The 24285-nt window shown below is 74.9% G+C and carries 22 protein-coding genes; 13 read left to right on the plus strand and 9 right to left on the minus strand.

What is annotated here, in order from left to right:
- Window positions 1–32: 32 nt before the first annotated feature.
- From zapE to ACZ514_RS13095, 5 genes are all read left to right on the plus strand, one after another.
- A complete protein-coding gene (zapE, locus tag ACZ514_RS13075; RefSeq protein WP_467892046.1) occupies window positions 33–1139 on the plus strand; it encodes a cell division protein ZapE in 1107 nt (368 codons plus the stop codon).
- 62 nt (window positions 1140–1201) lie between these two features.
- A complete protein-coding gene (locus tag ACZ514_RS13080) occupies window positions 1202–1630 on the plus strand; it encodes an OsmC family protein (protein ID WP_468165112.1) in 429 nt (142 codons plus the stop codon).
- Between the two features lie 150 nt (window positions 1631–1780).
- Window positions 1781–3121, plus strand: coding sequence for an alkaline phosphatase PhoX (locus ACZ514_RS13085; protein ID WP_469124722.1), 1341 nt, complete (start codon window positions 1781–1783; stop codon window positions 3119–3121).
- A 262-nt stretch (window positions 3122–3383) separates the two neighbouring features.
- A complete protein-coding gene (locus tag ACZ514_RS13090) occupies window positions 3384–4205 on the plus strand; it encodes a PPK2 family polyphosphate kinase (RefSeq protein WP_469124845.1) in 822 nt (273 codons plus the stop codon).
- A 17-nt stretch (window positions 4206–4222) separates the two neighbouring features.
- A complete protein-coding gene (locus ACZ514_RS13095) occupies window positions 4223–5122 on the plus strand; it encodes a polysaccharide deacetylase family protein (protein WP_469124723.1) in 900 nt (299 codons plus the stop codon).
- Window positions 5123–5262: 140 nt separating this feature from the next.
- Here the strand turns inward: ACZ514_RS13095 and ACZ514_RS13100 are convergent, their stop codons facing one another.
- From ACZ514_RS13100 to ACZ514_RS13125, 6 genes are all read right to left on the minus strand, one after another.
- A complete protein-coding gene (locus ACZ514_RS13100) occupies window positions 5263–6246 on the minus strand; it encodes a hypothetical protein (RefSeq protein WP_469124724.1) in 984 nt (327 codons plus the stop codon).
- Between the two features lie 44 nt (window positions 6247–6290).
- The gene (locus tag ACZ514_RS13105; RefSeq protein WP_469124725.1) at window positions 6291–8720 is read right to left on the minus strand and encodes a hypothetical protein; all 2430 of its coding nucleotides are present in this window, start codon (window positions 8718–8720) and stop codon (window positions 6291–6293) included.
- Window positions 8717–9097 carry a DUF6507 family protein gene (locus tag ACZ514_RS13110; protein ID WP_469124726.1) on the minus strand — a complete coding sequence of 127 codons (381 nt, stop codon included), beginning with the start codon at window positions 9095–9097 and terminating at the stop codon, window positions 8717–8719. Before ACZ514_RS13110 ends, ACZ514_RS13105 begins: the two co-directional genes overlap by 4 nt.
- 110 nt (window positions 9098–9207) lie before the next feature.
- Complete coding sequence (locus tag ACZ514_RS13115; RefSeq protein ID WP_468165120.1) at window positions 9208–9864, minus strand: ABC transporter; 657 nt, start codon at window positions 9862–9864, stop codon at window positions 9208–9210.
- Window positions 9861–10679 (minus strand): ABC transporter ATP-binding protein, encoded by an 819-nt coding sequence (locus tag ACZ514_RS13120; protein WP_468697449.1) that lies wholly within the window; start codon window positions 10677–10679, stop codon window positions 9861–9863. The genes ACZ514_RS13115 and ACZ514_RS13120 overlap by 4 nt, the downstream gene beginning before the upstream one ends.
- Window positions 10676–11350 (minus strand): AIM24 family protein, encoded by a 675-nt coding sequence (locus ACZ514_RS13125; protein ID WP_468697311.1) that lies wholly within the window; start codon window positions 11348–11350, stop codon window positions 10676–10678. Before ACZ514_RS13125 ends, ACZ514_RS13120 begins: the two co-directional genes overlap by 4 nt.
- 71 nt (window positions 11351–11421) lie before the next feature.
- Between ACZ514_RS13125 and ACZ514_RS13130 the strand changes: the two genes are divergently transcribed.
- The 5 genes from ACZ514_RS13130 to ACZ514_RS13150 all read left to right on the plus strand — a co-directional run bounded on the left by ACZ514_RS13130 (window position 11422) and on the right by ACZ514_RS13150 (window position 17419).
- Entirely contained in the window at window positions 11422–12171 is a 750-nt protein-coding gene (locus ACZ514_RS13130; protein ID WP_468165124.1) for a peptidyl-tRNA hydrolase, read from the plus strand.
- Between the two features lie 171 nt (window positions 12172–12342).
- On the plus strand, window positions 12343–13626 hold the full coding sequence (locus ACZ514_RS13135; RefSeq protein WP_469124846.1) for an MbnB/TglH/ChrH family RiPP precursor modification enzyme: 1284 nt from the start codon (window positions 12343–12345) through the stop codon (window positions 13624–13626).
- Window positions 13623–14687 carry a TIGR04222 domain-containing membrane protein gene (locus ACZ514_RS13140; protein ID WP_468165126.1) on the plus strand — a complete coding sequence of 355 codons (1065 nt, stop codon included), beginning with the start codon at window positions 13623–13625 and terminating at the stop codon, window positions 14685–14687. Before ACZ514_RS13135 ends, ACZ514_RS13140 begins: the two co-directional genes overlap by 4 nt.
- 84 nt (window positions 14688–14771) lie before the next feature.
- Window positions 14772–15530: a TIGR04222 domain-containing membrane protein gene (locus ACZ514_RS13145; protein ID WP_468165128.1), complete on the plus strand. Its 759-nt coding sequence runs from the start codon at window positions 14772–14774 to the stop codon at window positions 15528–15530.
- 107 nt (window positions 15531–15637) lie between these two features.
- Complete coding sequence (locus ACZ514_RS13150) at window positions 15638–17419, plus strand: alpha/beta hydrolase (protein ID WP_469124727.1); 1782 nt, start codon at window positions 15638–15640, stop codon at window positions 17417–17419.
- Window positions 17420–17530: 111 nt separating this feature from the next.
- Here the strand turns inward: ACZ514_RS13150 and hemQ are convergent, their stop codons facing one another.
- Together hemQ and hemG are read right to left on the minus strand one after the other, a co-directional pair.
- Window positions 17531–18244, minus strand: coding sequence for a hydrogen peroxide-dependent heme synthase (gene hemQ, locus ACZ514_RS13155; protein WP_388938559.1), 714 nt, complete (start codon window positions 18242–18244; stop codon window positions 17531–17533).
- A gap of 23 nt (window positions 18245–18267) precedes the next feature.
- Window positions 18268–19746: a protoporphyrinogen oxidase gene (gene hemG / locus ACZ514_RS13160; RefSeq protein ID WP_468165132.1), complete on the minus strand. Its 1479-nt coding sequence runs from the start codon at window positions 19744–19746 to the stop codon at window positions 18268–18270.
- A gap of 139 nt (window positions 19747–19885) precedes the next feature.
- On the opposite strand from hemG, the gene ACZ514_RS13165 reads away from it, so the two are divergent.
- Both ACZ514_RS13165 and ACZ514_RS13170 read left to right on the plus strand, forming a co-directional pair.
- Complete coding sequence (locus tag ACZ514_RS13165) at window positions 19886–20893, plus strand: DUF4349 domain-containing protein (protein WP_468165134.1); 1008 nt, start codon at window positions 19886–19888, stop codon at window positions 20891–20893.
- Window positions 20894–20956: 63 nt separating this feature from the next.
- Window positions 20957–22336, plus strand: coding sequence for an FAD-dependent oxidoreductase (locus ACZ514_RS13170; RefSeq protein ID WP_468165136.1), 1380 nt, complete (start codon window positions 20957–20959; stop codon window positions 22334–22336).
- A gap of 85 nt (window positions 22337–22421) precedes the next feature.
- Here ACZ514_RS13170 and hemE read toward each other — a convergent pair whose 3' ends face one another.
- Complete coding sequence (gene hemE, locus ACZ514_RS13175; RefSeq protein ID WP_468165138.1) at window positions 22422–23486, minus strand: uroporphyrinogen decarboxylase; 1065 nt, start codon at window positions 23484–23486, stop codon at window positions 22422–22424.
- A gap of 91 nt (window positions 23487–23577) precedes the next feature.
- Between hemE and ACZ514_RS13180 the strand changes: the two genes are divergently transcribed.
- Window positions 23578–24234, plus strand: coding sequence for a DUF3000 domain-containing protein (locus tag ACZ514_RS13180; protein WP_468697292.1), 657 nt, complete (start codon window positions 23578–23580; stop codon window positions 24232–24234).
- Window positions 24235–24285 lie beyond the last annotated feature (51 nt).

The following is a 24285-nucleotide window of genomic DNA, read 5'->3' on the forward strand; positions in this document are numbered from 1 at the left end:
GCAGTGTGACACGCCCCGTAGAGTTAAGAGCTGTGTCAACATCACTCTCCACCTCCGGTCCTGCATCCGGGCGGCCCCCGATAGCCGACGCGGGGCCCCTCGCCCTGTGCGCCCGCGAGCCGCGCGTGCCGGCCGAACGGCTGGTGGCCGAGATGGTGCCGCCGCCGCGCTTCGACTCGGTGCGCTTCGACACCTACGACCCGGACCCGGCCCAGCCGAGCCAGTCCGAGGCCGTCACCGTGCTGAGCGGCTTCGCCGCCGGCCTGGGCGGCGCGCACGCCAGCGGCGCCGGCAAGCGCAGGTGGTTCCAGAAGAAGGCCCCGGCCCCCGCCGCCGGACCGCGCGGGGTCTACCTCGACGGCGGCTACGGCGTCGGCAAGACCCACCTGCTCGCCTCCCTCTGGCACGCCACCCCGGCCGAGCCCGCCCTCAAGGCCTTCGGCACCTTCGTGGAGCTCACCAACCTGGTCGGCGCCCTCGGCTTCCAGCAGACCGTCCAGACCCTGGGCGGTCACCGGCTGCTGTGCATCGACGAGTTCGAGCTGGACGACCCGGGCGACACCGTGCTGGTGTCCTCGCTGCTCAGCCGCCTGGTGGAACAGGGCGTGGCGCTGGCCGCCACCTCCAACACGCTCCCGGGCAAGCTCGGCGAGGGCCGCTTCGCCGCCGCCGACTTCCTGCGCGAGATCCAGGGGCTGTCCGCCCACTTCCGGCCGCTGCGCATCGACGGCCAGGACTACCGCCACCGCGGCCTGCCCGAGGCCCCGGCGCCCTTCTCCGACGAGCAGGTCACGAAGGCCGCGTACGCGACCCCGGGCGCGAGCCTCGACGACTTCCCGGGCCTGCTGGAGCACCTGGCGAAGGTCCACCCGAGCCGCTACGGGGCGCTGACCGACGGGATCGCCGCGGTCTGCCTGACGGACGTGGTGCCGGTTCCGGACCAGTCGACGGCGCTGCGCCTGGTGGTGCTGGCCGACCGGCTGTACGACCGCGAGGTCCCGGTCCTCGCGTCCGGGGTGCCCTTCGACAGGCTGTTCAGCGAGGACATGCTCAACGGCGGTTACCGGAAGAAGTACTTCCGAGCCATATCGCGGCTCACCGCGCTCGCACGCGACGCGAAACCCCTGGTGTCCCAGTAGGTTTGGCACGGCCGGGTCGCTTCTCGCGGCCCGGCCGTTTCCACTTCTGCGAAGGGATCACCATGGCTGCCACACGTAACGCACACGCCGTCTGGGAAGGCGACCTGTTCGAGGGCAAGGGCGTCGTCACCCTCGACTCGTCCGGCCTCGGCAGCTACCCCGTCTCCTGGCCCGCGCGGACCGACGAGGCGGCGAACGGGCGGACCAGCCCCGAAGAGCTGATCGCCGCGGCGCATTCCAGCTGCTTCAACATGGCCTTCTCGAACGGCCTGGCCAAGGCCGGCAACCCGCCGGCGAAGCTGACCACCTCGGCCGCGGTCACCTTCGTGCCCGGGCAGGGCATCACCGGCATCCACCTCACCGTCGAGGGCGAGGTGCCCGGCCTCGACGAGGACGCCTTCGTCGCCGCCGCCGAGGACGCCAAGAAGAACTGCCCCGTCAGCCAGGCGCTGACCGGTACGACGATCACCCTGAGCGCCAAGCTCGTCTGATCCGCGCACCACCACCGGGCCCCCGCGCAGGCCGCCGGGGCCCGGTGGGGTGACGGGCCGCGTCCCGCGCACCGCGTCGCGGCCCCCGCCGCGGTGCGCCGTGGTACCACGGGCCGGTCACTCCTCCAGCCGCCCACCGCGGAGCCGCCGATGTCCGTCACCCGACGCAGCCTGCTCGCCGCCGGCGCGGTCGCCTTCAGCGGGGCCCTCGGAGCGCTCTTCGCCACGGGGGGCGCCCGCGCATCCGCCCGGGGGTACGGGCCGCTGCTGCCCGACCCGGCCCGGCTGCTGGACCTGCCCGCCGGATTCTCGTACCGGGTGCTCTCGCGCGCCGGGGACCCGCTGCGCTCGGGCGGGGGGACGGTGCCGGCCAACTGCGACGGCATGGCCGCCTTCGGCGCGGGCCGCGGCCGGCTCCGCCTGGTCCGCAACCACGAGAACCGCGCCACGGCCGCGCTGCGCGTCCCCGCCGCGGCCGGGCTCACGTACGACCCCGCGGCGCTGGGCGGCTGCACGGTGCTCGAGCTGGACGCGGCGGGGCAGGTGTCCGCCGAGCGGGTCGGGCTGGCCGGGACCGCCGTCAACTGCGCGGGCGGGCGCACCCCCTGGGGCACCTGGCTGAGCTGCGAGGAGACCGAGGAGCGGGCCGGGGAGTCCGGGTACGCCCGGGACCACGGGTACGTCTTCGAGGTGGATCCCGCCGACCCGCATCGGCTCGGCGCCGTCCCGCTGACCGCGCTGGGCCGTTTCGCGCACGAGGCCGTCGCCGTGGACCCGTACCGGGGGGTGGTCTACGAGACCGAGGACGCCTTCGTACGGCCCTTCGGGCTCTTCTACCGCTTCCTGCCCGCGCTGCCGCTCGGCGGCCGCGGCTCCCTGCGCGCCGGCGGCGCCCTGGAAGCCCTGCGGGTGCCCGGGGTCGCGGACCTGGCGGAGGTCGACGAGCCGGGGGCGGAGTTCCCCGTGGAGTGGGTCCCGGTACCGGACCCCTCGGCGGCCGGTACACCGGTCCGCTTCCAGGACTTCGGCCCGCGCGGGATCACCCACGCGCAGAAGCTGGAGGGCTGTTACTGGGGGGACGGCGGGGTGTACTTCGTCTCCAGCTACGCCCGCAGCGGCGAGGGGGCCGCCGCCGACCACCACGGCCAGGTCTGGTTCCACGACCCGCTGCGCGGCAGGCTGCGGCTGGACGTGCTCTTCGGCCCGGCGGCGGCCGCCTCCCCGCCCGGGGACTCCCCCGACAACATCTGCCTGGCGCCCGACGGCGGGCTGATGGTGTGCGAGGACGGCGGCGGCGACCAGTACGTCTTCGGCGTGACTCCGGGCGGTGAGGTCTATCCGGTGGCCCGCAACGCCGACGACATCGGCACGCCGGGTGCGCCGGCGTGGGGGGAGTTCGCGGGGGTGACCTTCTCCCCCGACCGGCGGACGATGTTCGTCAACGCCTACGCGCCCGGCACCACCTTCGCGGTGACCGGCCCCTGGCGGTGAGCCGCCCCCCGGCCGCGGCCGTCTCGCGCCCGCGTCCCGCGTGCCGCACGATCGTACGGAACCGAACGGATCGGGGTGGACAGCGGTGGCCGACGAGGAGAAGAGCGGCAGGGGCGCCCGGAGGTCCGGGGACGCGCCGGGGTCCGGGGACGCCCGCACGGCGACGGACTCCGGGGAGGACGCCCGGCAGGCCGACGGAGCGGGCGGGGACGCGCGCGAGCGCGGCGGAGCGCGCGGGGAGGAGACCCGGGCGCTCGGGCCCGTGCTGCGGGTGACGCCCGGGGAGCGGGTCGCCCTCGCCGCCCTGGACCCCTCCGCGACCCCCGGCGGGCCGCGGGACAAGGCGGCCGCCCTCGCGGCCACCGCCCGGCTGGCCGAACCGCTGGCCTCCCTCCAGGAACGGCTCTACGCGGCCAGCACCGCCGGTGACCGCCGCCGGGTCCTGCTGGTCCTCCAGGGCATGGACACCAGCGGCAAGGGCGGCACCGTCAAGCACGTGATCGGCCACCTCAACCCCTCCGGCTGCCGCATCAAGGCCTTCAAGGCCCCCACGGAGGAGGAGCGCGCCCACCCCTTCCTCTGGCGGATCGAGAAGGCCCTCCCCCTGCCGGGCGAGATCGGCATCTTCGACCGCTCGCACTACGAGGACGTCCTCGTCGCGCGGGTCCACGGGCTGGTGCCGCGCGAGCGGCTGGAGGGCCGCTACGCCGGGATCAACCGCTTCGAGCAGGCGCTCGCCGACGACGGCGTGACCCTGGTCAAGGTCTTCCTCCACATCGGCTACGAGGAACAGCGCGCACGGCTCCTGGAGCGGCTCGACAACCCCGGCAAGCACTGGAAGTTCAGCCCCGGGGACATCGACGAGCGCGCGGCGTGGCCCGCGTACCGGGAGGCGTACGAACGGGCGCTGGAACGCTGCTCGACGGCGGCGGCGCCCTGGTACGTGGTCCCCGCGGACCACAAGTGGTACCGCAACTGGGCGGTCGCGAAACTGCTGCTGGAGCACCTGGAGGAGATCGGCCCGCGGTACCCGCCGGGTGACTTCGACGTCCAGGAGTGCCGCGCACGCCTACTTGCCACATAGTCATATATTTTGCGTACGTGACCCTTTCCGTACGCAAAGCAGCGGCCGCGGCCGTGCTCGGTGCCGCCCTCGCGGGATGCGGGGGCGGCCCCTCGGGCACCCCGCAGGGCTCCGGGCAGGCACGACTGGCCAGCCCCGCGGCCTCCCGGCCCGCCACCGCGTCCACCCAGGCCTCCCCCTCCGCCCCCGCCTCCGCGCTGCCCGGCGCGCCCGCCCGGGTGCCGGTCCTGCCCCCCGGCCCGAACGGCCTGGCCCCCGTCTTCGAGCGGGCCCGGCAGCGCTCCGAGAAGACGGTCGCGCTCACCTTCGACGCCGACATGACCTCCGACCAGGGGCCGCGCGCCGCCTCGGGGGAACGGTTCGACAACCCGGACCTGATCGCGACCCTGCGCCGGCTGAAGGTGCCCTCGACGGTCTTCATGACGGGCCGCTGGGCGGAGGAGTACCCCGACCAGGCCAAGTCCATCGGCACGGACCAGAACTTCGAGATCGCCAACCACTCGTACAGCCACCACGCGTTCACCTCCCCCTGCTACGGACTGCCCGCGCTGGACGCCGGGGCGGCGCGGGCCGACGTGGACCAGGCCTTCGCGGCGTTCCGGAAGGCGGGCGCGGTCAACACCGTCCCGTACTTCCGTTTCCCCGGCGGCTGCTACGACGACCGGGCGCTGCGGGCGCTGTCCCCCGCCGGGGTCACCGCGGTGCAGTGGGACGTGGTCAGCGGGGACGCCTTCGCGAAGGACCCGGACGCGGTGGCGGAGCAGGTGCTGGCCGGGGTCAAGCCCGGTTCGGTGGTGGTCATGCACTGCACGCGCAGCGCGGCGCCGGTGACCGAGCAGGCGATCCAGAAGATCGTCCCCGAGCTTCGGAAGAGAGGGTTCAGCTTCGTGAAGGTGTCGGAGCTGGTGGGGAAGTGACGTCTCTGGGTCCGGGGCGCGGGCCCGACGCCGGCGTCAGCGAGATCATCAGCGCCCTGTCCGCCGGCATACGGCCGGCACGGTGCGGCACGACGCCCGCAGCCGCCCCAGCATCAGAGCGGCTGCATCCGTCGACACCCTCAGAACCTTCCGGACAGTTCCTCCAGCGCGTCCAGCGTGACCGCCTCCTGCGCCGTGGCTTCGACGACCGAGCCGCCCGGGCCCTCGTCCGACCTCCCGACCAGCTCCTCCAGAGCTTCCACCGCCCCGAAGCCCCGGCGCTTCAGGGAGCGGAGCTGCAGCAGCCACGGGACGCCGGCCGTGAAGGCCTCGTCACCCGCCGCGTTGCGCGGCTCGTACCCGGCCGCCGCGTCACCGACGGACGCCCAGAGGTAGCCCAGGACTTGTCCTCCACGCAGCACCCGCGCGTAGCGCACGGGATGCTCCGTGGTGCTCTCGTAGTCCTCGCCCCCGTGTTCACCGGGCACGAGCCTCATCAGCCGCTTCCAGCGCGCGGGGATCTCGAAGTTGCCCCACGAGTCGTCATACTCCGCCCCCTCCACCAGCAGGTCGGCGAATCCGTCCGGCGTGGGGCGGGCGTGCTTGGTGGCGTCCCCGGGGTCGGTCTCCGACCCCGTCAGCTCGGAAATCCGCTCCAGCCCGGCGGCGAGCCGGGGGGCGTTCTCCGCAGCGACTTCGGGCTGCGCACGCTCTCGGAGGTCCTGGGTCAGGCATGCGTCGGCGTAGGTGGACAGCACGAGCAGCATCGCACCCTCGCCCCACACATCGACCCGTACGGTGAACAGCTTCTCCGCACGGCGTCTGACTCCGGACTCCGTCCATTCGCCGGGCAGCCTGAGGCTCACTGTCAGCAGACGGCCCGCCAGGAGTCCTACGCCAGCGGCCTGCTCGCCAGCGGCGGCCAAGTCCTGGCCGAGGCTGCCGCCGGAGGCCAGCGGAACGCCATGAACCTCGAAAAGGGGGCTGCCCATCGCCTGCCGGTCGCTGAGCACGACCGCAGCCGTGCCCCCGTCCGTGACCAGCCCGGCCGAAGCCAGGACGCTCCTGACGTCCGACAGCAGGCCGAGCGCCCTCGCGGTGCCGTTCTCCGCTGCGTCGGACACCGGAGAGGGCTCCCAGTACCATTCGCCCACGGGCTCAGATGTGATCACTGGCTTTCCTTCAGAATTCCCATGGGGTCGGTCGGAGTTCCACGCGGAACCACGATGATTCCGTCGTCAAGTCGAAGGACGAAGGCTACGCCCTTACCGGCACCCCACTTGCCGCGTCCGTTCTGGTGGATCTCCATCAGCTGGTCGACCGCCCCATTGGCCCTCCACTGCGCCATGGTGCCCTGACCGTCGACGAGCATGAGCTTGTTCTTGGCCGTCGAGTGGGTGATCTGGCTGAGGTACTTTCCGCGGGTGATCTCGCTCACCGGGTCGATGGGGTTCTCCAGACGCTTCATCTGGTAACCCCAGGACTCCCCGTCCTTCGGACCGTAGTAGACGTCGGTGTCCTCGAATTCCGCCTTCTTGACCTCGAAGTGAATGTCTTCACCCTTCAGACCGCTCTTCCGCAGGTCGTCAGCGAAGATGATTTGGTCGAGTGCGGGTTCGAGCATGCCCGCCTTGCGTGCCCCCATGCTGGACACGACCTGCGAGAAGTTCTCGCTCTCCCTGAAGGCGCCGGAGCTGATGATCTCCGCGACGTGCTGGCCGCGCGGGTTCTCCGCCAAGCGTTCGATCGCCCGCTCGAGGACATCCGGCTTGGGGCGCTCCTTGCCGGGAAGCTGCTTGACCGCGTCGCGGAGCTGCTGCTCCGCCTCACCACCACGGACCAGCGGCCTGGGCTCGCCGCCACCGGGCGGCGTGTGCTCTCCGGCCGGGGGCTGCCCGTCGCCCGGGCCGTCGCCATGGCCGCCGCCGGGGGTGTGGTCGCCACCAGGACCGTCACCCGGGCCGTCGCCGTGGCCGCCGCCCGTGGAGGGGCCGTCGCCGTGGCCGCCCGTGGACGGGGTGTCGGTGTGGCCGCCGGTGGTGGGGGTGGTGTCGGTGTTGCCGTGGCCCCCTGTGCCGCTGTTGCCCCCGGGTTCGGTGTGGCTGTTGTGCGGGGTGTTGTCCGCGATGCCGCCGGGGGTGTGGGTCGTGACCCCGCCCGGGGTGTGGGTCGCGATGCCGCCCGGGGTGTGGGAGGTGACGTCCGTGGGGCGGGCGCCTACGCCTACGGGGACTTCCTCGCGCTTGGGGACTTCGGCCAGGGGGTGGTCGGGGCCCTTGGGGACCGAGGTGAGGTCCTGCTTGGGCAGGCCCTTGTGGTCCAGCAGCTGGTTCGTCGTCTTGTCGAAGTACTGGGGGCGTCCGAGGGCGTCGTCGGGGAGGCGGACGGTGTCGTCCGGGTGCGGGAACTTCACCCCCGGCGCGTCCGCCTTGGGCAGGTCCTTCCACACCACGTCGTCCAGCTTCGGGAACGCCCCGTCGACCTTGCCGAGGTTGGCGAACATGTCACCGATCTTCAGCTTCGCCAGGGAGCCGGCCTTGCCGATGTAGGTGATCGGGTCGATCAGCTTGCCGGCCTTGCCCGCCACGCTGACGACCTTCGCGACCGAACCGGCCTTCGCCGCCGTCCCCGCACCACCGGTGAACACCGTGGTCAGGACGTTGAAGGTGACCGCACCCGCCGCACGCGCCGGGTTCTTGCCCCACTCGTCCCACGCCACCAGCGCCTTGCCGGTCTCCTTCATCGCCGTACGCGAATCCCGCAGCCAGCCCGGCAGGTCCTTCTCATCGGCCATCCAGAACGCCGTACCCACCCCCGGCGTGACGGTGATCGCAAGACCCGTCGCCAGCTTCGCCAGGCCCAGCCACGCCTGCCCCGCCGCGTCCGCGCCATCCACACCCACCAGCGTGCCCAGGCCGCGGATCGTGCCCCAGATGCCGTCCACGATCAGGCCGTCCCACACGAACGACTTGATCCAGTAGCCGACCTCCCACGCCCGGTGGGTCTCCTCCAGCTGCGAACCCCACGGCAGATCCTGCGCCTTGTCGAGGTCCTCACCCCTGTAGCCGTACATGTTCGCACCGTGCGAACCGTCATCAGCCGTCAAAGGCGGCGCACAGTACAACGCACGGATCTTGTTCGCACACGTACGCTCCGCCGCCCAGAAAGCGGAGACGGCGGCGTTGACGTCGTGGATCAGATCGTTGTTCTCATTGATCTTGTCCGCGTCGTCCTTCCAGTGCTCATCCCCCGCGATCTTGTTGCTGAAGGTGGTCGCCTTCGCCTGCAACTCCTTCAGCCGCGCCACGATCGGACGCGCCTCGGTCACGTACTCGCCCAGCGCCTTCGCCGCCGACTCCAGCTGGTCCGCGAAGAAATCGCTGTCGGTCTTCACCGGCTTCGTCGTCGCGAACAACCGCGCCGCCTCAGGAGCCGAGTAGAACGCCGACAGGCCCTGGAACTCACCGTCCACGTTCGACCCGGCATCACGGAACGTCCCCGCCGCCGCCGCGATCGCCGTACGGTCCTGCTCCAGCGCGTCCAGATCACCCGTGAACTGCGGGATCGTGCACGGATTGATCGGTACGTGGTCGGTCACTTCTGACCCGCCCCCGGGAGATCGACCTTCGGCTCCTTCAGGGCCTCGCGCTGCGCGTTCTGCGCCTGCTCGATGTTGCCCTGCACGTACGCCGTCGTGGCCTTGACGACGCCGTTGATCGAGGCCTCCGTACGGGCTCCGATGTACGAGAGACGGTATTCGTGGGATTTCATGAGCTCACCCAGCGCGCCGGCGATCGGGCCCATGCCGCCGCCCTCGCCGCCGGTGCCGCCGCCCGGCGTGACCGTGCCCGCGTGCTTCGCCGCCTCCGGCAGCTCCGTCTGGAGCGTCTTGCCCGCCTTCTGGAAGCCCTCGGCGGCGGTGATCGTCTTGCTGACGACCCCCTGCACGCCCGACGGCTTGATGTCCCAGTCCATGCCCTACCCCCGTGTCCTTCGCGTCCCTCGTCGCGTCCCGTTTCGGCACGGGCGGCACGGGCAGCACGGGCGGCCTCACCGCCCGGCGCGGCCCCCGCGGTCCCGCCCCGTCAGCTCCCCCGCGTGCTGACGAGGCAGGCCACCGCCCCCGCCGCCCCCGCCAGCAGCAGTGCGCCCGCCAGTGCGCCCAGCGGCAGCGGAACGGCGTCCGAGCGGGCGGCCTCCACCAGCGCGGACACCGCGCGGCGGGCCGGGGAGAAGGGCGCGGCCCAGGCCAGCACCGAACCCACGCCCCCGGCGAGCACCGCGGGGCCGCGGGCCCGCAGCAGCGGCCTGCTGCACACCGCGCCCACGGCCGTCCCCGTCAGGGCGCACACCGCCACCGCCACCGCCCCGGCGAGGGCCGTCGCGGCCGGGGGCCGCTGCCCGAGGTCGCCGAGCAGCAGGGCGGGGGCCGCGCCCGCCGCCCCGGCGAGCAGTGCCCCGGCCAGCGCCGTGAGCAGGGCCGCCGCGTGCACCCGTACCGGACCGGCCGCGGCGGCGGAGACGGCCCGGGCCGCCGGGGGTTCGGCGGTGACGCAGATCCGGGCCAGCCAGGCGCTCACCGGCACCAGGCCGGCCGCCGCGTAGCCGAGGGCGTCGGGTGCCGGGTCGCCGGAGCGGATGCCGGCCGCGAGGAACGCCGCGTACAGGACGGACGGGGCGATCCAGCGCTGGGAGCGCAGCAGCAGGGCTCCCTGGTAGCGCAGCAGGGCGGCGACGGTCACGGGAGTTCCTCCACGGCGCGGATGTGCCAGGGCGGGAGCGCGGTGAGCAGCTCGCGCAGCACGGCGTCGGAGCGGGCGGCGTCCACGGTCAGCAGGACGCCGCCGTCGGGGGCGGGCACGGCGGCCAGGCCGGCGGGCGGGGCGGCACCGGGCGGGCCGGCCGCGTGGATCCGTACGGCGGGGGCGCGGGCCGGGGCGGGCGGGGCGGCGGGCGCCAGCGTGCCGCCCCGGAGCCGGTAGTGGGCGTCGGGCAGGCCGGCCAGCCGGGCGGGGTCGTGGTCGACGAAGACCACCGTGCCCCCGGCGGCGGTGCGTTCGGTGACGGCCCGGTCCAGCTCCGCCCGGGCTGCGGCGTCCAGCCCGGTCCAGGCCTCGTCGAGGACGAGCAGCGCCGGCCCGGCGAGCAGCGCCTGGGCGACGGCCACCTTCTGGCTGGTGCCCTTGGACAGTTCGGCCATCGGGGTGCGGGCGTGGCCGGCGGCGCCGAACCGCTCCAGGGCCCCGGCGGCGCGCCGGGCGGCCTCGGCGGCCGTCAGGCCGTGCACCCGGCCCAGATGGGTCAGGTAGGCGCCCGCCGTGAGCGGCAGGGCCGCCGGGAAGCGTTCGGGGACGTAGGCGGTGCGGGACGGGCGGCCCTCGACGCGCCCCGTGGTCGGCGCGTCGATGCCGGCGATGACGCGCAGCAGGGTGGACTTGCCGCCGCCGTTGCCGCCCTCGACGCGGACCAGGGAGCCGGCCGGCAGCTCCGCCGTGATGCCGCGCAGCACCCAGGGCCGCCGCCGGCCGTAGCGGCGGCCGACGTCGGTGAGCCTCAGTGGGCGGCCGCCGTCTCGGTGACCTCGCTGGGCCGGACGATGACGAAGCCCTCGCCGCTCAGCTTCAGCTGGACGGCCTCGCCGGAGCCGCCGCGGATCATGGAGCCGACGGACTGGGAGCGGTGCAGCCCGGTCTCCAGCGCCGCGCTCCAGCCGACCACCGCGTCCGTGTCCACGTACACCGGCGACTGCGCGGTGACCGGGATGACGAGCGGGTTGCCGTCGCAGACGACGGCGAGCTTTCCGGTACCGGTGAAGACGCTGTTGAAGAGGCCGCCGGCGGTCATGCCGGCGCCCTTCACCATCCTGATCTCGTAGGAGAGCGTCGCGTCGAAGCACAGGACGTTGCGCCCGTTGACGGTCAGGGCGTCGCCGGGCTCGAGGTCGACGATGAAGCAGTTGCCGGCCTGGTGCGCGAACCACGCCTCCCCCTGGCCGCGTACGGACATCAGCGCGAGGCCCTCTCCGGTGACGGCCCGCTTGAGCATCCCGCCGATGCCCTGGCCCCGGCGTTCGAACTGGAGGTTCCCGCGGAAGGCGACCATGGAGCCCTGCCGGGCGAGCATCTCCCCGTTGACGGCGTACTTGACGGACTTGGCGTTCTGCAGGGTCATACCGGGCGCGGTGGCGGGCTGGGCGAGGTTCTCGCTCGCGAAAAGGTCGCTCTTCATGGACCCGATCCTCGCCCGCGCCGGCCACCCGGGGCATCCTCCTGAAGGCGGAGCCTGGCATCCTTGGCGGGATGAGCAGCCAGCACCCGAACGAGACCACAGACGTACCCGCGGTCGGCGCGGACAGCCCCTTCCGGCGCGAGCACGCCCTGCGCGACGAGGCCCCGCAGTTCGTCCTGCCGCTGGTGGTGCGGATCGAGAAGACCGACCCGCCGGCGCGGACCGACGCGCTGGAGACGGCGGCCCGCGCGGTACTGGTCCTGCTGGCGGACGAGCGGTCGCACGGCGAGGGCGAGTGGGCCCGGGCGGTGCGCGACTGGCAGGACGCGCGGATCCGCAAGGTGGTCCGGCGGGCGCGCGGGGCGGAGTGGCGCAAGGCGGGGGCCCTGCCGGGGGTCACCGTGGAGGGGGAGGCGTCCGAGGTCCGCGTCTTCCCGCCGGTGCCGCTGGACGGCTGGCCCAAGGAGCTGGCCAAGCTCCAGGTGTCGGGCACCGACCTGGACGACCCCGAGCCGGCCGGTCCGGTCGAGCCGGGCGTGCCGGTGCTGTGGCTGAACCCGGACCTCGGCATGTCGGCGGGCAAGGCGATGGCCCAGGCCGGGCACGCGGCGCAGCTGGCCTGGTGGGAGCTGACCGCGGCCGAGCGGGCCCTGTGGCAGGCCTCCGGCTTCCGGCTGGCGGTACGCACCGCCCCGCGCGAGCGGTGGGCGCTGCTGAGCGGGAGCGGGCTGCCGGTGGTCCGGGACGCCGGCTTCACGGAGATCGCCCCGGGCTCCTGCACGGTGGTGTCGGACCATCCGGCGCTGCGCGCCCGGCTGTGAACCGGCCTGAGCCGTCGGTGAACCCGCCGTGAGCCGGCGGTGAGGCGGCGGTGAGGCGGCGGGAACCTCAAATGTTGCTCTGAACGTCCCCTCCTCGTGGTTGGGCGTGCCCGTGGGAGGTCATCACTTCGGCACACGGTCCGTGAAGGGGGCGAGGGGGACATGAAGCCCATGGAACGCCTGGGGGTGGGCATCGGCTGGCGGCCGGAGATCGCGGACGCGGTCGAGCGGCTGGACGGCCTGGACTGGGTCGAGGTGGTGGCGGAGAACGTCTGTCCGGGCCACCTGCCCGAGTCCCTGGTGCGGTTGCGCGAGCGGGGGGTCAGGGTCGTGCCGCACGGGGTCTCGCTGGGCCTGGGCGGGGCCGACCGTCCCGACCCGGGGAAGCTGGCGGCGCTCGGGGAGCGGGCGGTGGCCCTGGGGGCGCCGCTGGTCACCGAGCACATCGCCTTCGTACGGACCTCCTCGCCGCTGCTGGAGGCCGGGCACCTGCTGCCCGTGCCCCGGACCCGGGACGCGCTGGACGTGCTCTGCGAGAACGTCCGGATCGCGCAGGACGCGCTGCCCGTGCCGCTGGCCCTGGAGAACATCGCCGCGCTGTTCACCTGGCCCGGGGAGGAACTGACGGAGGGGCGGTTCCTGACCGAGCTGGTCGAGCGGACCGGCGTACGGCTCCTCGTCGACGTGGCCAACCTGCACACCAACCGCGTCAACCGCGGCGAGGACCCCGCCGCCGTGCTGGACGGGATCCCGCTGGAGGCGCTGGCGTACGTGCACGTCGCCGGGGGCGTGGAGCGCGACGGCGTCTGGCACGACACCCACGCCCACCCCGTGCCGCCCGTGGTGCTCGACGTCCTGGCCCGGCTGCGCGAGCGGGTGGACCCGCCCGGCGTCCTGCTGGAGCGGGACGACGACTTCCCGCCCGGGCCGGAGCTGGCCGCCGAACTGGGCCGGATCCGCGCGGTGGTGGACGCGGGCGGGCCCCCGGGCGCCCTGCGCGAGCGGCTCACCCTCCGCGAGGACGCGGCGGGCACGGCCGGTGAGGCCGCGCGGACCCGGCTGGGGCTCGGTCAGGCGGCCCTGCTGTCGGCGCTGGTCGCCGGGACACCCGTGCCCGAGGGCTTCGACCGGCAGCGGGTCCGGGTGCAGGCGCGGGCGCTCGCCGCCAAGCGGGCCTCGGTGGTCGCGAAGGTGGCGCCGGAGCTGCCCGGCATCCTGGGCGGTCCCGCCGCGTACCGCACGGCCTTCCTGCGCTACGCCCGCAGCCGCCCGATGACGGCGGGGTACCGCCGGGACGCCCTGGACTTCGCCGAGTACCTGCTCGTGCGGGAGCTGCCGGCCGACCCGGCCGCCCGCGGCCGGCTCGCCGCGTGCTGGCGGGAGCGCGCGGGGGTGCGGCCGCCGGGCCGCTTCACCCGCTGGGCGCGCGCCCTCGTGGGAAGGGCGTCGCCGTGAACACGCTGGCCGTCGCCGTCTGGGCGGCGGTGACCGTCTCCACCCTCCTGATGCTGCGCTCCCTGCGCCGCTCCCGGCCGCCGGTGCCCGGGCCCGCGCCCGCCGTGCACGACCTGTCCGAGGCGGCGTTCCTCGCGGGCGGTCCCGGCACGGTGGTCGACACGGCGCTCGTCTCGCTGCTCGGGGACGGCCGGCTGCTCGTCGGCGGCCCCGGCATCGTGCAGGCGCGGCCCGGGGCGCGGGGCGCGGACCCCGCCGAACGGGCCGTGCTGCTGGCGCTGTCCCGGGCGCCGTCGGGGTGGCTCTACCAGGTGCGGTACGCCGCCATGCGGGAGCCGGCCGTCCAGGAGACCGGGGACGCGCTGGCGGCGCGCGGGCTGCTCTCGGCCCCCGGCGCGGGGCGCGGGACGCGTCGCTGGGGGCTGGTGCAGGCGGTGGTGTGCCTGGTGATGCTCCCGTTGTCGCTGCCGGTCACCTTCGTCTTCCTGGTGACGGCCCCGGAGCCCGGGGTGCCGTTCGCCCTCACCGTGCTCCCGGTCCTGCTGGGCGGCCTCGTGGCGGGCCTGGTGTGCGCGCGGCGGGCCGGGCGGCGGATCACCCCGGCGGGGCGGCGGGCGCTGGCCGCCTTCCGGGAGCGGTACGCGGCCGATCCGGCTCCCCGGGTGCGGACGGCGCTGTTCGGGCTGCGGGGCCTGCCGGATCCGTACCTGCGCGAGCTGCTGGTGCCGGCGGCCCGCGGTACCCGGCTGGCGGCGGCCCAGTCCCGGGGGCGCGGGACCGGTGCGGCGGGCACGTCGGGCGCGTACGGGGCGTCGGCGGAGCCGTTGGCGGTGCTCTGGTGCGCGATGGGCGACGGCGGGGGCGGTTCCTCCGGGCCGGGCGGCTGCGGGGCCTCGGGGAGCGGCTGTGCCGGCGGCTCGGGCCACGGGTGCTCCGGTGGTTCCGGTGCGAGCTGCTCCAGCGGTTCGGGTTCCAGCTGTTCCAGCGGTTCGGGTTCGAGCTGCTCCAGCGGTTCGAGCTGCGGGGGTTCCTCCGGTTCCAGCTGCTCCAGCAGTTCCTGACCGTCCATCACCGGCGGATCACGAGCTGCTCACGCTTGGGCACCGGCGGCGCGCACGCGGCTCCGGCGGCGATAGAAATCGGCCATGCTCTGGATCTTGTTCCTGCTGCTCGCCTGGGCCGGGGTGCTGACCTCGGCCGCGTGCCTGCTGCGGGCCGCCACCGAGGCCGCCGAGCCGGTGTCCCGCCCCGGCGCCGCCCGGCGGCAGGGGGCGCTGAGCCTGTACGAGGCGGCGTACCTGTCCGGCGGCCCGGAGAGGGTCGCCGTACTGACCCTGCTGTCGATGGCGCGCCGCCACCGGCTGCTGCTCGCCCGGACCGGCTGGGTCACCGTGCTCGACCCGGTCGCCCGGGACGCCCACGAGCGGGCGGTGCTGGGCGCGTTCGGGCCCGACGGCCGCTCCCCGGTGTCCGCCGTCCGGCGGGCCGCCGCCGCGCACGCCGCCGTACGGGCCCTGGCGGACCGGCTGGACGAAGCGGGCCTCACGGTGCCGTGCGGGCCGCGGGAGGCGGTGGCGGACGGGGCCCGGTCGGTGCGCCGGGCCGCCGTCCTGGTGGTGGCGATGGCGGGGGCCGCGCTGGCCGTTCCGGGGGACGGGGCGGATCCGGCGAGGGTGCTGTACTGGTTCGCCCTGCCGGTGCTGCTCGCGGTGTGCTGCGCGGCCGCCGCCGGCCCCGAGGGCCCCGCCCGCTCCCCCTGGGCCTCCCCCGCCGGCCGGCGCCTGCTCGTCGCCCTGGACCGGGACCGCTGCGCCGCCGACCCGCTGGCGGCGGTGGCCGTGCGGGGACTGCGCGCGGTACGGGACCCGGAGCTGCGGGCGGCACTGGGGCGCGACACGCCGTGAGCCCTACGGCAAGAGGGCGTACCCGGTGCCGTGTCGCGGCGGTGTGCCTGTACTGGCGCGCGGTCCTGGCATCTCATCGGACCGGACGATGAGATGAAGGGGCCGCCATGCGGACGTTCCGGACGACGACGCGCCTCCGGCGGGGGACCGCCGCCGCGGCGCTCTGCCTCGCCCTGTGCACCCCCGCCCCGGCGGCCCGGGCGAGCGCGGACGGCACCGGGGACGGGTCCTGGAGCGGGCCCGGGGACGGGAGCACCGCTGCGGAGGACGCCGGGGCGGAACTCGTCGCCCGGCGGGCGGCCGCCGCCGCGCTGCGGCCGGCGGCCGGGCAGGCCGGGCCCGCCGGGGCGGCGGGGGCTCATGGGGCTCCGGTGACGGGCACCCGGCCCGTGCCCCGGCCCCGGACCGGGGGCGGACGGCTGGAGTTCCGGCCCTGTCCCGCCGTCGAGGAACTGCCCGATCCCGTGCGGTGCGCCACGCTGCGGGTCCCGCTCGACTACGCCCGCCCCGACGGCCCGCAGATCTCCCTCACCGTCAGCCGGGTCCCGGCGAGCGGCCACGGCGGCGCCGCCCGGCAGGGCGCCCTCGTCCACAACCCCGGCGGACCGGGCGCCTCCGGGATGTACTTCCCGCTGCTCGCCGACCGCCCCGCGTGGAGGCGCATCGCGGCCGCCTACGACCTCGTCGGCTACGCACCGCGCGGAGTCGGCCGCTCCGCCCCGCTGGCCTGCCAGGACCCGGCCGAGTGGCCGCAGGGGCCGACCCAGGTCCCGGCCGATCCCCCACCCGCCCACAAGCGGGAGCGGCTGGCCGCGGCCCGGGCCTACGCCGAGGGCTGCGCCCGGCACGCGGGCCCCGCGCTCGCGTACTACACGACCCTGAACAACGCCCGCGACCTCGACGTGCTCCGGGCCGCGCTCGGCGAGCGGCGGCTGACCTTCCTGGGGGCCTCGTACGGCACCTACCTCGGGGCGGTCTACGCCACCCGCCACCCGGAGCGCGTGCGCCGCATGGTCTTCGACTCGGCGGTCGATCCCCGCCCGCGCGGCGTCTGGTACCTCAACAACCTCGCCCAGGCCCCCGGCTTCGAGCGCCGCTGGGCCGACTTCCGTGCCTGGGCGGCCCGTCACCACGCGGCGTACGGGCTCGGCACCACGGCGCGGGCCGTGCGGGAGAGCTACGAGAAGGTCCGCGCGGCCGTGGCCCGCACCCCTGCGGGCGGGGTGGTCGGGACGGGCGAGCTGCACGCCGCGTACCTCCAGACCGCGTACTACGACGACGTCTGGCCGGACCGGGCCGCGGCCCTCGCCGCCTTCCTGCGCGGCGACCCGGCCCCGCTCGTGCGGCAGGCGGCCCGCGATCCGCGAACGGCGCGCGAGGCGGCCAACGCGACGGCCGTCTACACGGCGGTGCTGTGCAACGACGCCCCCTGGCCCGCCGACTGGGAGACCTGGGACCGCGACCACACCGAACTGGCCCGCCGGGCCCCCTTCGAGACCTGGGCCAACGCCTTCCTGAACCTGCCGTGCGCCTCCTGGCCCGTATCCGGCCGGCAGCGGCCCGTCGAGGTCGGGGCGGAGCCGGGCCGTCTGCCCGGCACCCTGATCGTCGCGGCGGAGCGGGACGGGGCCACGCCCCACCGGGGCGCGCTGGCACTCCAGGGGCGGCTCGGGGACCGGGCCGCGCTCGTCACGGAGCGGGGGGCGGGCACCCACGGGGTGGCCGGCGGACGCAACGCGTGCGTGGACCGGCACGTGGAGCGGTATCTGCTGACGGGCGCCACCCCGGGGTGGCGCGTCACGTGTGCGCCGCATCCGGAGCCCGCGCCGGTGTCGCTGGACGACGGGGCGGCGAGCACCTCAAGGGCGCTGCTGCCGCCGGTCGTCTGAACTTCCGGGCGGGGTCTCCGGCTGCGTCGATTCGGGGGCAGGGCCTCCCGATCCCCGGAGTCCACCCTTGTGTCACGGGTGTCCCTCCGGTCCTTCCCCCCAGGGGAGGTATCAGGCGAGCCCGGCCACCAGGTCGGCGACGGACTTGCGGCGCCCGGTGTAGAAGGGCACCTCCTCGCGGACGTGCATCCGGGCCTCGGAGGCACGCAGGTGGCGCATGAGGTCGACGATGCGGTAGAGCTCGTCGGCCTCGAAGGCCAGCAGCCACTCGTAGTCGCCCAGCGAGAAGGAGGCGACGGTGTTGGCGCGCACGTCCGGGTATCCGCGGGCCATCTTGCCGTGGTCGGCGAGCATGCGGCGGCGGTCCTCGTCGGGCAGCAGGTACCAGTCGTAGCTGCGCACGAAGGGGTAGACGCTGACGTAGTCGCGGGCGACCTCGTCGGCCAGGAAGGCCGGGATGTGCGACTTGTTGAACTCGGCCGGGCGGTGCAGGGCCATGTTCGACCACACCGGCTCGAGCGCCCGGCCCAGCTTGGTGCGGCGGAACAGGTTGTAGGCGGTCTGCAGCTCGTCCGAGGTCTCGGCGTGCCACCAGATCATGATGTCCGCGTCGGCGCGCAGGCCGGAGACGTCGTAGGTGCCGCGGACGGTGATGTCCTTGGCGGCCAGCTGGTCGAACAGTTCCTGGACCTCGTCGGCGAAGCCGGTGCGGTCCTCGGGCAGGACGTCCTTCAGCTTGAAGACGGACCACAGGGTGTAGCGGATGACCTCGTTGAGGTCCTTCGCCTTCTTCCCCGCGTTGGGAATCTTCTCTGGTGCAGTCATGTGTCCATTGTCCCGTGTGCTGATCAGTGGTCTGTCCCAGGGGTGGCCAAAGCGGCGGTCACCGCGTCGGCCGCCTTCCCGGCGCTCGCGACGCAGGCCGGGATGCCGACCCCGTCGTACAGGGCCCCGCAGACCGCGAGACCCGGCAGCCCGGCCACGGCGGACCGGATCCGCTCGACCCGGGCGAGGTGGCCGACCGGGTACTGGGGCAGTCCGCCGTCCCAGCGGGTGACGGTGGCGGCCACCGGCCGGGCGGCCAGCCCGACGGCCTCGCCGAGGTCACGGAGGGAGACGTCGACCAGCTCGGAGTCCTCCCGTTCGAGGTCGCCCTCGTCGCCGTGGCGGCCGATGGAGGTGCGCAGCAGGAAGAGCCCAGGATCGGCCCCGGCCCAGGCCCACTTGTTGCTGGAGAAGGTGGACGCCTTGATCGTGCGGCCGTCCACGGGCGGTACGAGGAACCCGCTGACGCCCCCGTCGGTGATCGCGGCGGGCAGGTCGGAGCGCCGGAAGGCCATCGTCACCAGGGCCATGGAGGCGTACTCGGCCTCGCGCAGGCCGGCGGCCGCCGCCGGGGCGAGGCCGGCCAGCAGCGCGGCGGCGGGTCCGGCCGGGGTGGCGAGGACCACGGCGTCGGCGTCGACGGCCTCGCCGTCGGTGGTGACCCGCCAGCCCGCGGGCGTACGGCTGAGCCCGCGCACCGGGGTGCCGGTCAGGATCCGCGCCCCGGCGGCCCGGCAGGCGTCGGCGACGGCGAGCGGCAGCCGGCCGATGCCTCCGGAGATCCCCGCGAAGAAGGTGCCGGAGGCTGCCGCGCCGATGACGGTGGTCCGCTCGGCGGCCGCGCGGGCCGCGGCCCCGCTCTGGAGGGAGCGGACGCTCTCGGTCAGCGTGCGGTGGGTGCGGACGGCCTCGTAGAGGGCGGGGACGGCGGCGCGCAGCGAGATGCGGTACGCGTCGCCGGCGTAGACCCCGCCGAGCAGCGGTTCGACCAGGCGGTCGACGACTTCGCGGCCCATCCGGGCGGCGACGTACTCGCCGACGGCCACGTCCTCGCCGACCTCGGTGGGCGGGAGCCCGGTGTCGGCGGCGATGCGGGCGAGGCCCTCGGCGGACAGCACGCCCGAGGCGGCGAGCGCGGCCGTGTCGCCCGGGACGCCCATCACGTGCCCGCGCGGCATCTCCCGCAGCGTGCCCCGGGTCCACAGCCGGGCGGTGGTGGTGGCCGGAGCCTGGAGGGCGTCGCCGAGGCCGACGGCGCGCGCCAGTTCCAGCGCCTCGGGGCGGCGGGCGAGCACGGATTCGGCGCCGAGGTCGACGGGGTTCCCCGCGAGCTCTCCGGCGTACAGCTTGCCGCCGAGGCGCGGGCCGGCCTCCAGGAGGGTGACGCGGAGTCCGTCGGAGAGGAGCCGGTGGGCGGCGGCGAGGCCGGAGATGCCGCCGCCGATGACGACGGCGTGCCGCGAGCGGCCCGGCCGGTCCGTACGTGTGTCCGCTTCGTGCATGAACACATCGTCTCAGACCGGCCGGTGAGGCCTGAACGTGACCGCATCGGGACCGGGCCGGAACCTCGCGGGCGCAACCCGGCGGGGGCCGCCGGACGTCGAAACGGGGACATCAGCCGATCCCCCGGGGGTACTGACGATGCACACGCTCCACAGACACCGCCGCGCCGCGGCGCTGGCCGGCCTCCCGCTCGCGGCGGCCCTCGTGCTCACGGGCTGCGGGGCGGACGGCGGAGGCGCCGCCTCCGACCGGGCGGCGGCCGCCGGCCCCCGGGAGGGCGCGGCCGCCCCGGGCAAGCCGGGGGCCGGGGCCGCCGCTCCCCCGGCGGCGGCCCAGGACTCCAAGGCCGGGCCGCAGGCGCCGCTGCGTCCGCACGTCATCCGTACGGGGACGCTGACCATCGAGACGGGCGAGCCGCAGAAGGCGCTCGCCACGGCGCGTACGGCGGCCGAGGGCGCGGGCGGGTACGTCGGGAACGAGTCCACCGAGCGCGGCCGCGACGGCCGGCTGACCTCGACGCTGACCCTGCGCGTGCCGGGTGAGCGCTTCGACGCGGTGATCGGCGCGCTGGAGGGCAGCGGGAAGCTGCTGAACCGCAAGGTGGAGGCGCAGGACGTGACCGAGAAGGTCGCCGACGTCGACAGCCGCGTCAAGTCGCAGCAGGCGAGCGTGGCCCGGGTGCGGGAGATGATGGAGAAGGCGTCGGCGCTGAGCGACGTGGTGATGCTGGAGGGCGAGCTGAGCCGGCGCCAGTCGGACCTGGAGTCGCTGCTGGCCCAGCAGAACGCGCTGAAGGACCAGACCGCGCTGGGCACCATCACGGTGTCGGTCTCGGAGCCCGCCGCCGGGCCGGAGAAGTCCCGGGAGGAGGAGCCGGGTCTGGGCGATGCCCTGGGCGGCGGCTGGGGCGTGTTCGTCACGCTCGTGCGCTACCTGGCCCTCGCGGTGGCGGCGGTCCTGCCGTTCGGGATCGCCGCCGCCCTGCTGGCCCTCGGGTTCAGGGCGTACCGCCGCTTGCGCCCGGCGAAGCCGAAGACGGGCCTCAGGCGGACCCTGGTGCCCCGCCAGGGTCCGCCCGCGGATCCGGAGCCGGCCGCCGCGGGCGCGGGTGCCGCGGAGCGGACTGGAGCGGATCTCCAGGACTGACGGCGGGTCCGCCCGTAGCGTGTCCCCGTACACGCAGGCGACGGCGCGGAGGCGGGGCGGACGATGGCGGTGGAACGACTGGTGGTGGTCGGCGGTGACGCGGCGGGGATGTCCGCCGCGTCACAGGCCCGGCGGCTGAGGGGTCCGGCGGAGCTGGAGATCGTCGCGTTCGAGCGCGGGCACTTCACCTCGTACTCCGCGTGCGGGATCCCGTACTGGGTCGGCGGGCTGGTCGGCGAGCGGGACGACCTGATCGCCCGCACCCCGCGGGAGCACCGTGAGCGGGGCATCGACCTGCGCACCCGGACGGAGGTCGTGGAACTGGACGTGCCGGGCCGCCGGGTGCGCTCCCGGGACCTGGAGAGCGGCGCCGAGTCCTGGACGGGCTACGACAAGCTGGTCCTGGCGACGGGCGCCCGCCCGGTCCGGCCGAAGCTGCCGGGGATCGGCGCGCACGGGGTGCACGGCATCCAGACGCTGGACGACGGCCAGCGCCTGGCGGACACGCTGGAGCGTACGGAGGGCCGCCGGGCGGTCGTCGTCGGCGCGGGCTACATCGGCGTGGAGATGGCCGAGGCCCTGGTGAACCGGGGGTACGAGGTCACCGTGCTGCACCGGGGCCCGCAGCCCATGTCCACCCTGGACCCGGACATGGGCGCCCTGGTGCACGCCGCGATGAACGCCATGGGCATCGTGACGGTCGCCGACGCCGAGGTGGTGAAGATCCTCTCGGACGAGGAGGGCCGCGCCCGCGCGGTGGCCACGGCCGACGGCCGGGAGTACCCGGCGGACGTGGTCGTGCTCGGCCTCGGCGTGGAGCCCCGTACGGCCCTGGCCCGCGCGGCAGGGCTGCCGCTGGGCGAGTCGGGGGGCCTGCTGACGGACCTGTCGATGCGGGTCCGGGGCCACGAGGACATCTGGGCCGGCGGTGACTGCGTGGAGGTGCTGGACCTGGTGGCGGGCCGCCTGCGGCACATCCCGCTGGGCACCCACGCCAACAAGCACGGGCAGGTGATCGGCTCGGGCGTGGGCGGCGGCTACGCCACCTTCCCCGGCGTGGTCGGCACGGCGGTCAGCAAGGTCTGCGACCTGGAGATCGCCCGTACGGGGCTGCGCGAGAAGGACGCGCGGGAGGCGGGGCTGCGCTTCGTGACGGCGGCCATCCGCTCGACGAACACGGCGGGCTACTACCCGGGCGCGCAGGAGATGACGGTCAAGATGCTGGCGGAGCGGCGCACGGGCCGCCTGCTCGGTGTCCAGATCGTCGGCGGGGCCGGTTCCGCGAAGCGGGTGGACATCGCCGCGGTCGCCCTGACGGCGGGCATGACGGTGGACCAGGTGGTCTCCCTGGACCTGGGGTACGCCCCGCCGTTCTCCCCGGTCTGGGACCCGGTGCTGGTCGCCGCCCGCAAGGCGGTCGCGGCGGTCCGGGCGGCCGGGTAGGACCGCGGGCCGGGCGGCGGAACGCCGGCGCGCCGCGGGACGGTGTCCCGCGGCGCGTGGGGGCCGCCCGGGCGGGCGGCGGGGGTCAGCGGGCCGTGCTGGTGTGGACGTACTCGACCAGGCGGGTCAGCGCGTCCGGGTCGGTGGTCGGCAGGACGCCGTGGCCGAGGTTGAAGACGTGGCCCTCCAGGCCGGCCGCGGCGGCCAGGACCTCGTCCGTCTTGGCCCGGACGGCCTCGGGGGTGGAGAAGAGGACGGCCGGGTCCAGGTTGCCCTGGAGCGCCTTGCCGGGGCCGACGCGGCGGACGGCCTCGTCCAGCGGGACCCGGTAGTCGACGCCCATGACGTCCGCGCCGGCCTCGCCCATCAGGCCGAGCAGCTCACCGGTGCCCACGCCGAAGTGGATGCGCGGGACGCCGTACGGGGCGACGGACTCCAGGACCTTCGCGGAGGCGGGCATGACCGAGCGGCGGTAGTCCGCCGGGGCGAGGGCGCCGACCCAGGAGTCGAAGAGCTGGACCGCGGAGACGCCGGCCTCGATCTGGACCTTCAGGAAGGCGGAGGTGATCTCGGCGAGGCGGTCGAGCAGCTCGGCCCACAGCTCCGGGTCCCCGTACATCAGGGCCTTGGTGTGCTCGTGGTTCTTGGAGGGGCCGCCCTCGACGAGGTAGCTCGCGAGGGTGAAAGGCGCGCCGGCGAAGCCGATCAACGGCGTGCCGCCCAGTTCACCCGTGAGCATGCCGATCGCCTCGGTGACGTACGGGACGTCCTCCGGGGTGAGGTCGCGCAGCTGTGCGAGGTCCTCGCGGCGGCGGATCGGCTGGGCGACGACGGGGCCGATGCCCGGCTTGATGTCGAGGTCGACGCCGATGGCCTTCAGCGGCACCACGATGTCGGAGAAGAAGATCGCCGCGTCGACGCCGTGGCGCCGCACGGGCTGCATGGTGATCTCGGTGACCAGGTCGGGGCGCATGCAGGACTCCAGCATGGCCGTGCCCTCGCGCACCTTGCGGTACTCGGGGAGTGAGCGGCCGGCCTGCCTCATGAACCACACCGGGGTGTGCGGCACCGGCTCCCGCCGGCACGCCTTCAGGAAGGCGGAATCGTACGTCTGGCTCGGCGGGCCCTGGGGGCGGTCGTTGGCGCTCACGACCCAAATCTTCGCACGTATGAAGAAGTGCCCGGCCCGGCGCGGGTGTCCCTGCGCCGTACGGGCGCCCGTTCCGCCTAGTCTTCCCGGCATGGCTGCGGCTCAGGGACGATTTTCAGATGGCGCCGAGGGTACGGACAGCGCGAAGGAGAGTTCCGTCCCGCTCCCGTTCCGGCGGGCGGTCGACGGCTTGCGCAAGGCGCGGCTGCGGTCCGGGATCGAGATCGAGCCGACGAAGCCGCCCCAGCGGCTGGCGCCGTACGCCTACGCGCTCGAGGCGGCGGTGGTGGAGGGCGAGGACGACCTCGCCGACGGCCGGCTCATCCTGCTGCACGATCCGGCCGGGCACGACGCCTGGCAGGGCACCTTCCGCCTGGTGACGCTGGTCCGGGCCGAGCTGGAGCCGGAGATGGCGGCGGACCCGCTGCTGCCGGAGGTGTGCTGGTCCTGGCTGACGGGGGCGCTGGACGCGCGCGGGCTGGCGTACGGGGAGGCGAGCGGCACCGTGACGATGGCGGCCTCACACTACTTCGGAGGGCTCGCGGAGCGGCGTCCGGCCACCCAGATCGAGATCAGGGCCTCGTGGACGCCGCGCGAGGGGGCGGGCGGGGTGCCGGACACCACCGCGCACCTGGCGGCGTGGTGCGAGCTGCTGTGCCAGATCGCGGGACTGCCTCCGATGGGGCCGACGGACAACGTCACGGGCGTGGTGTCCCTGCCACAGCGGCGTGGTCCGCACCACCCGTAGCCGGCCGTCCCGAGGGGGCCGTCCGGCCCCGTGCGCGCACGGGAACGACCG

The sequence above is a fragment of the Streptomyces sp. NPDC034086 genome, assembly GCF_055575515.1.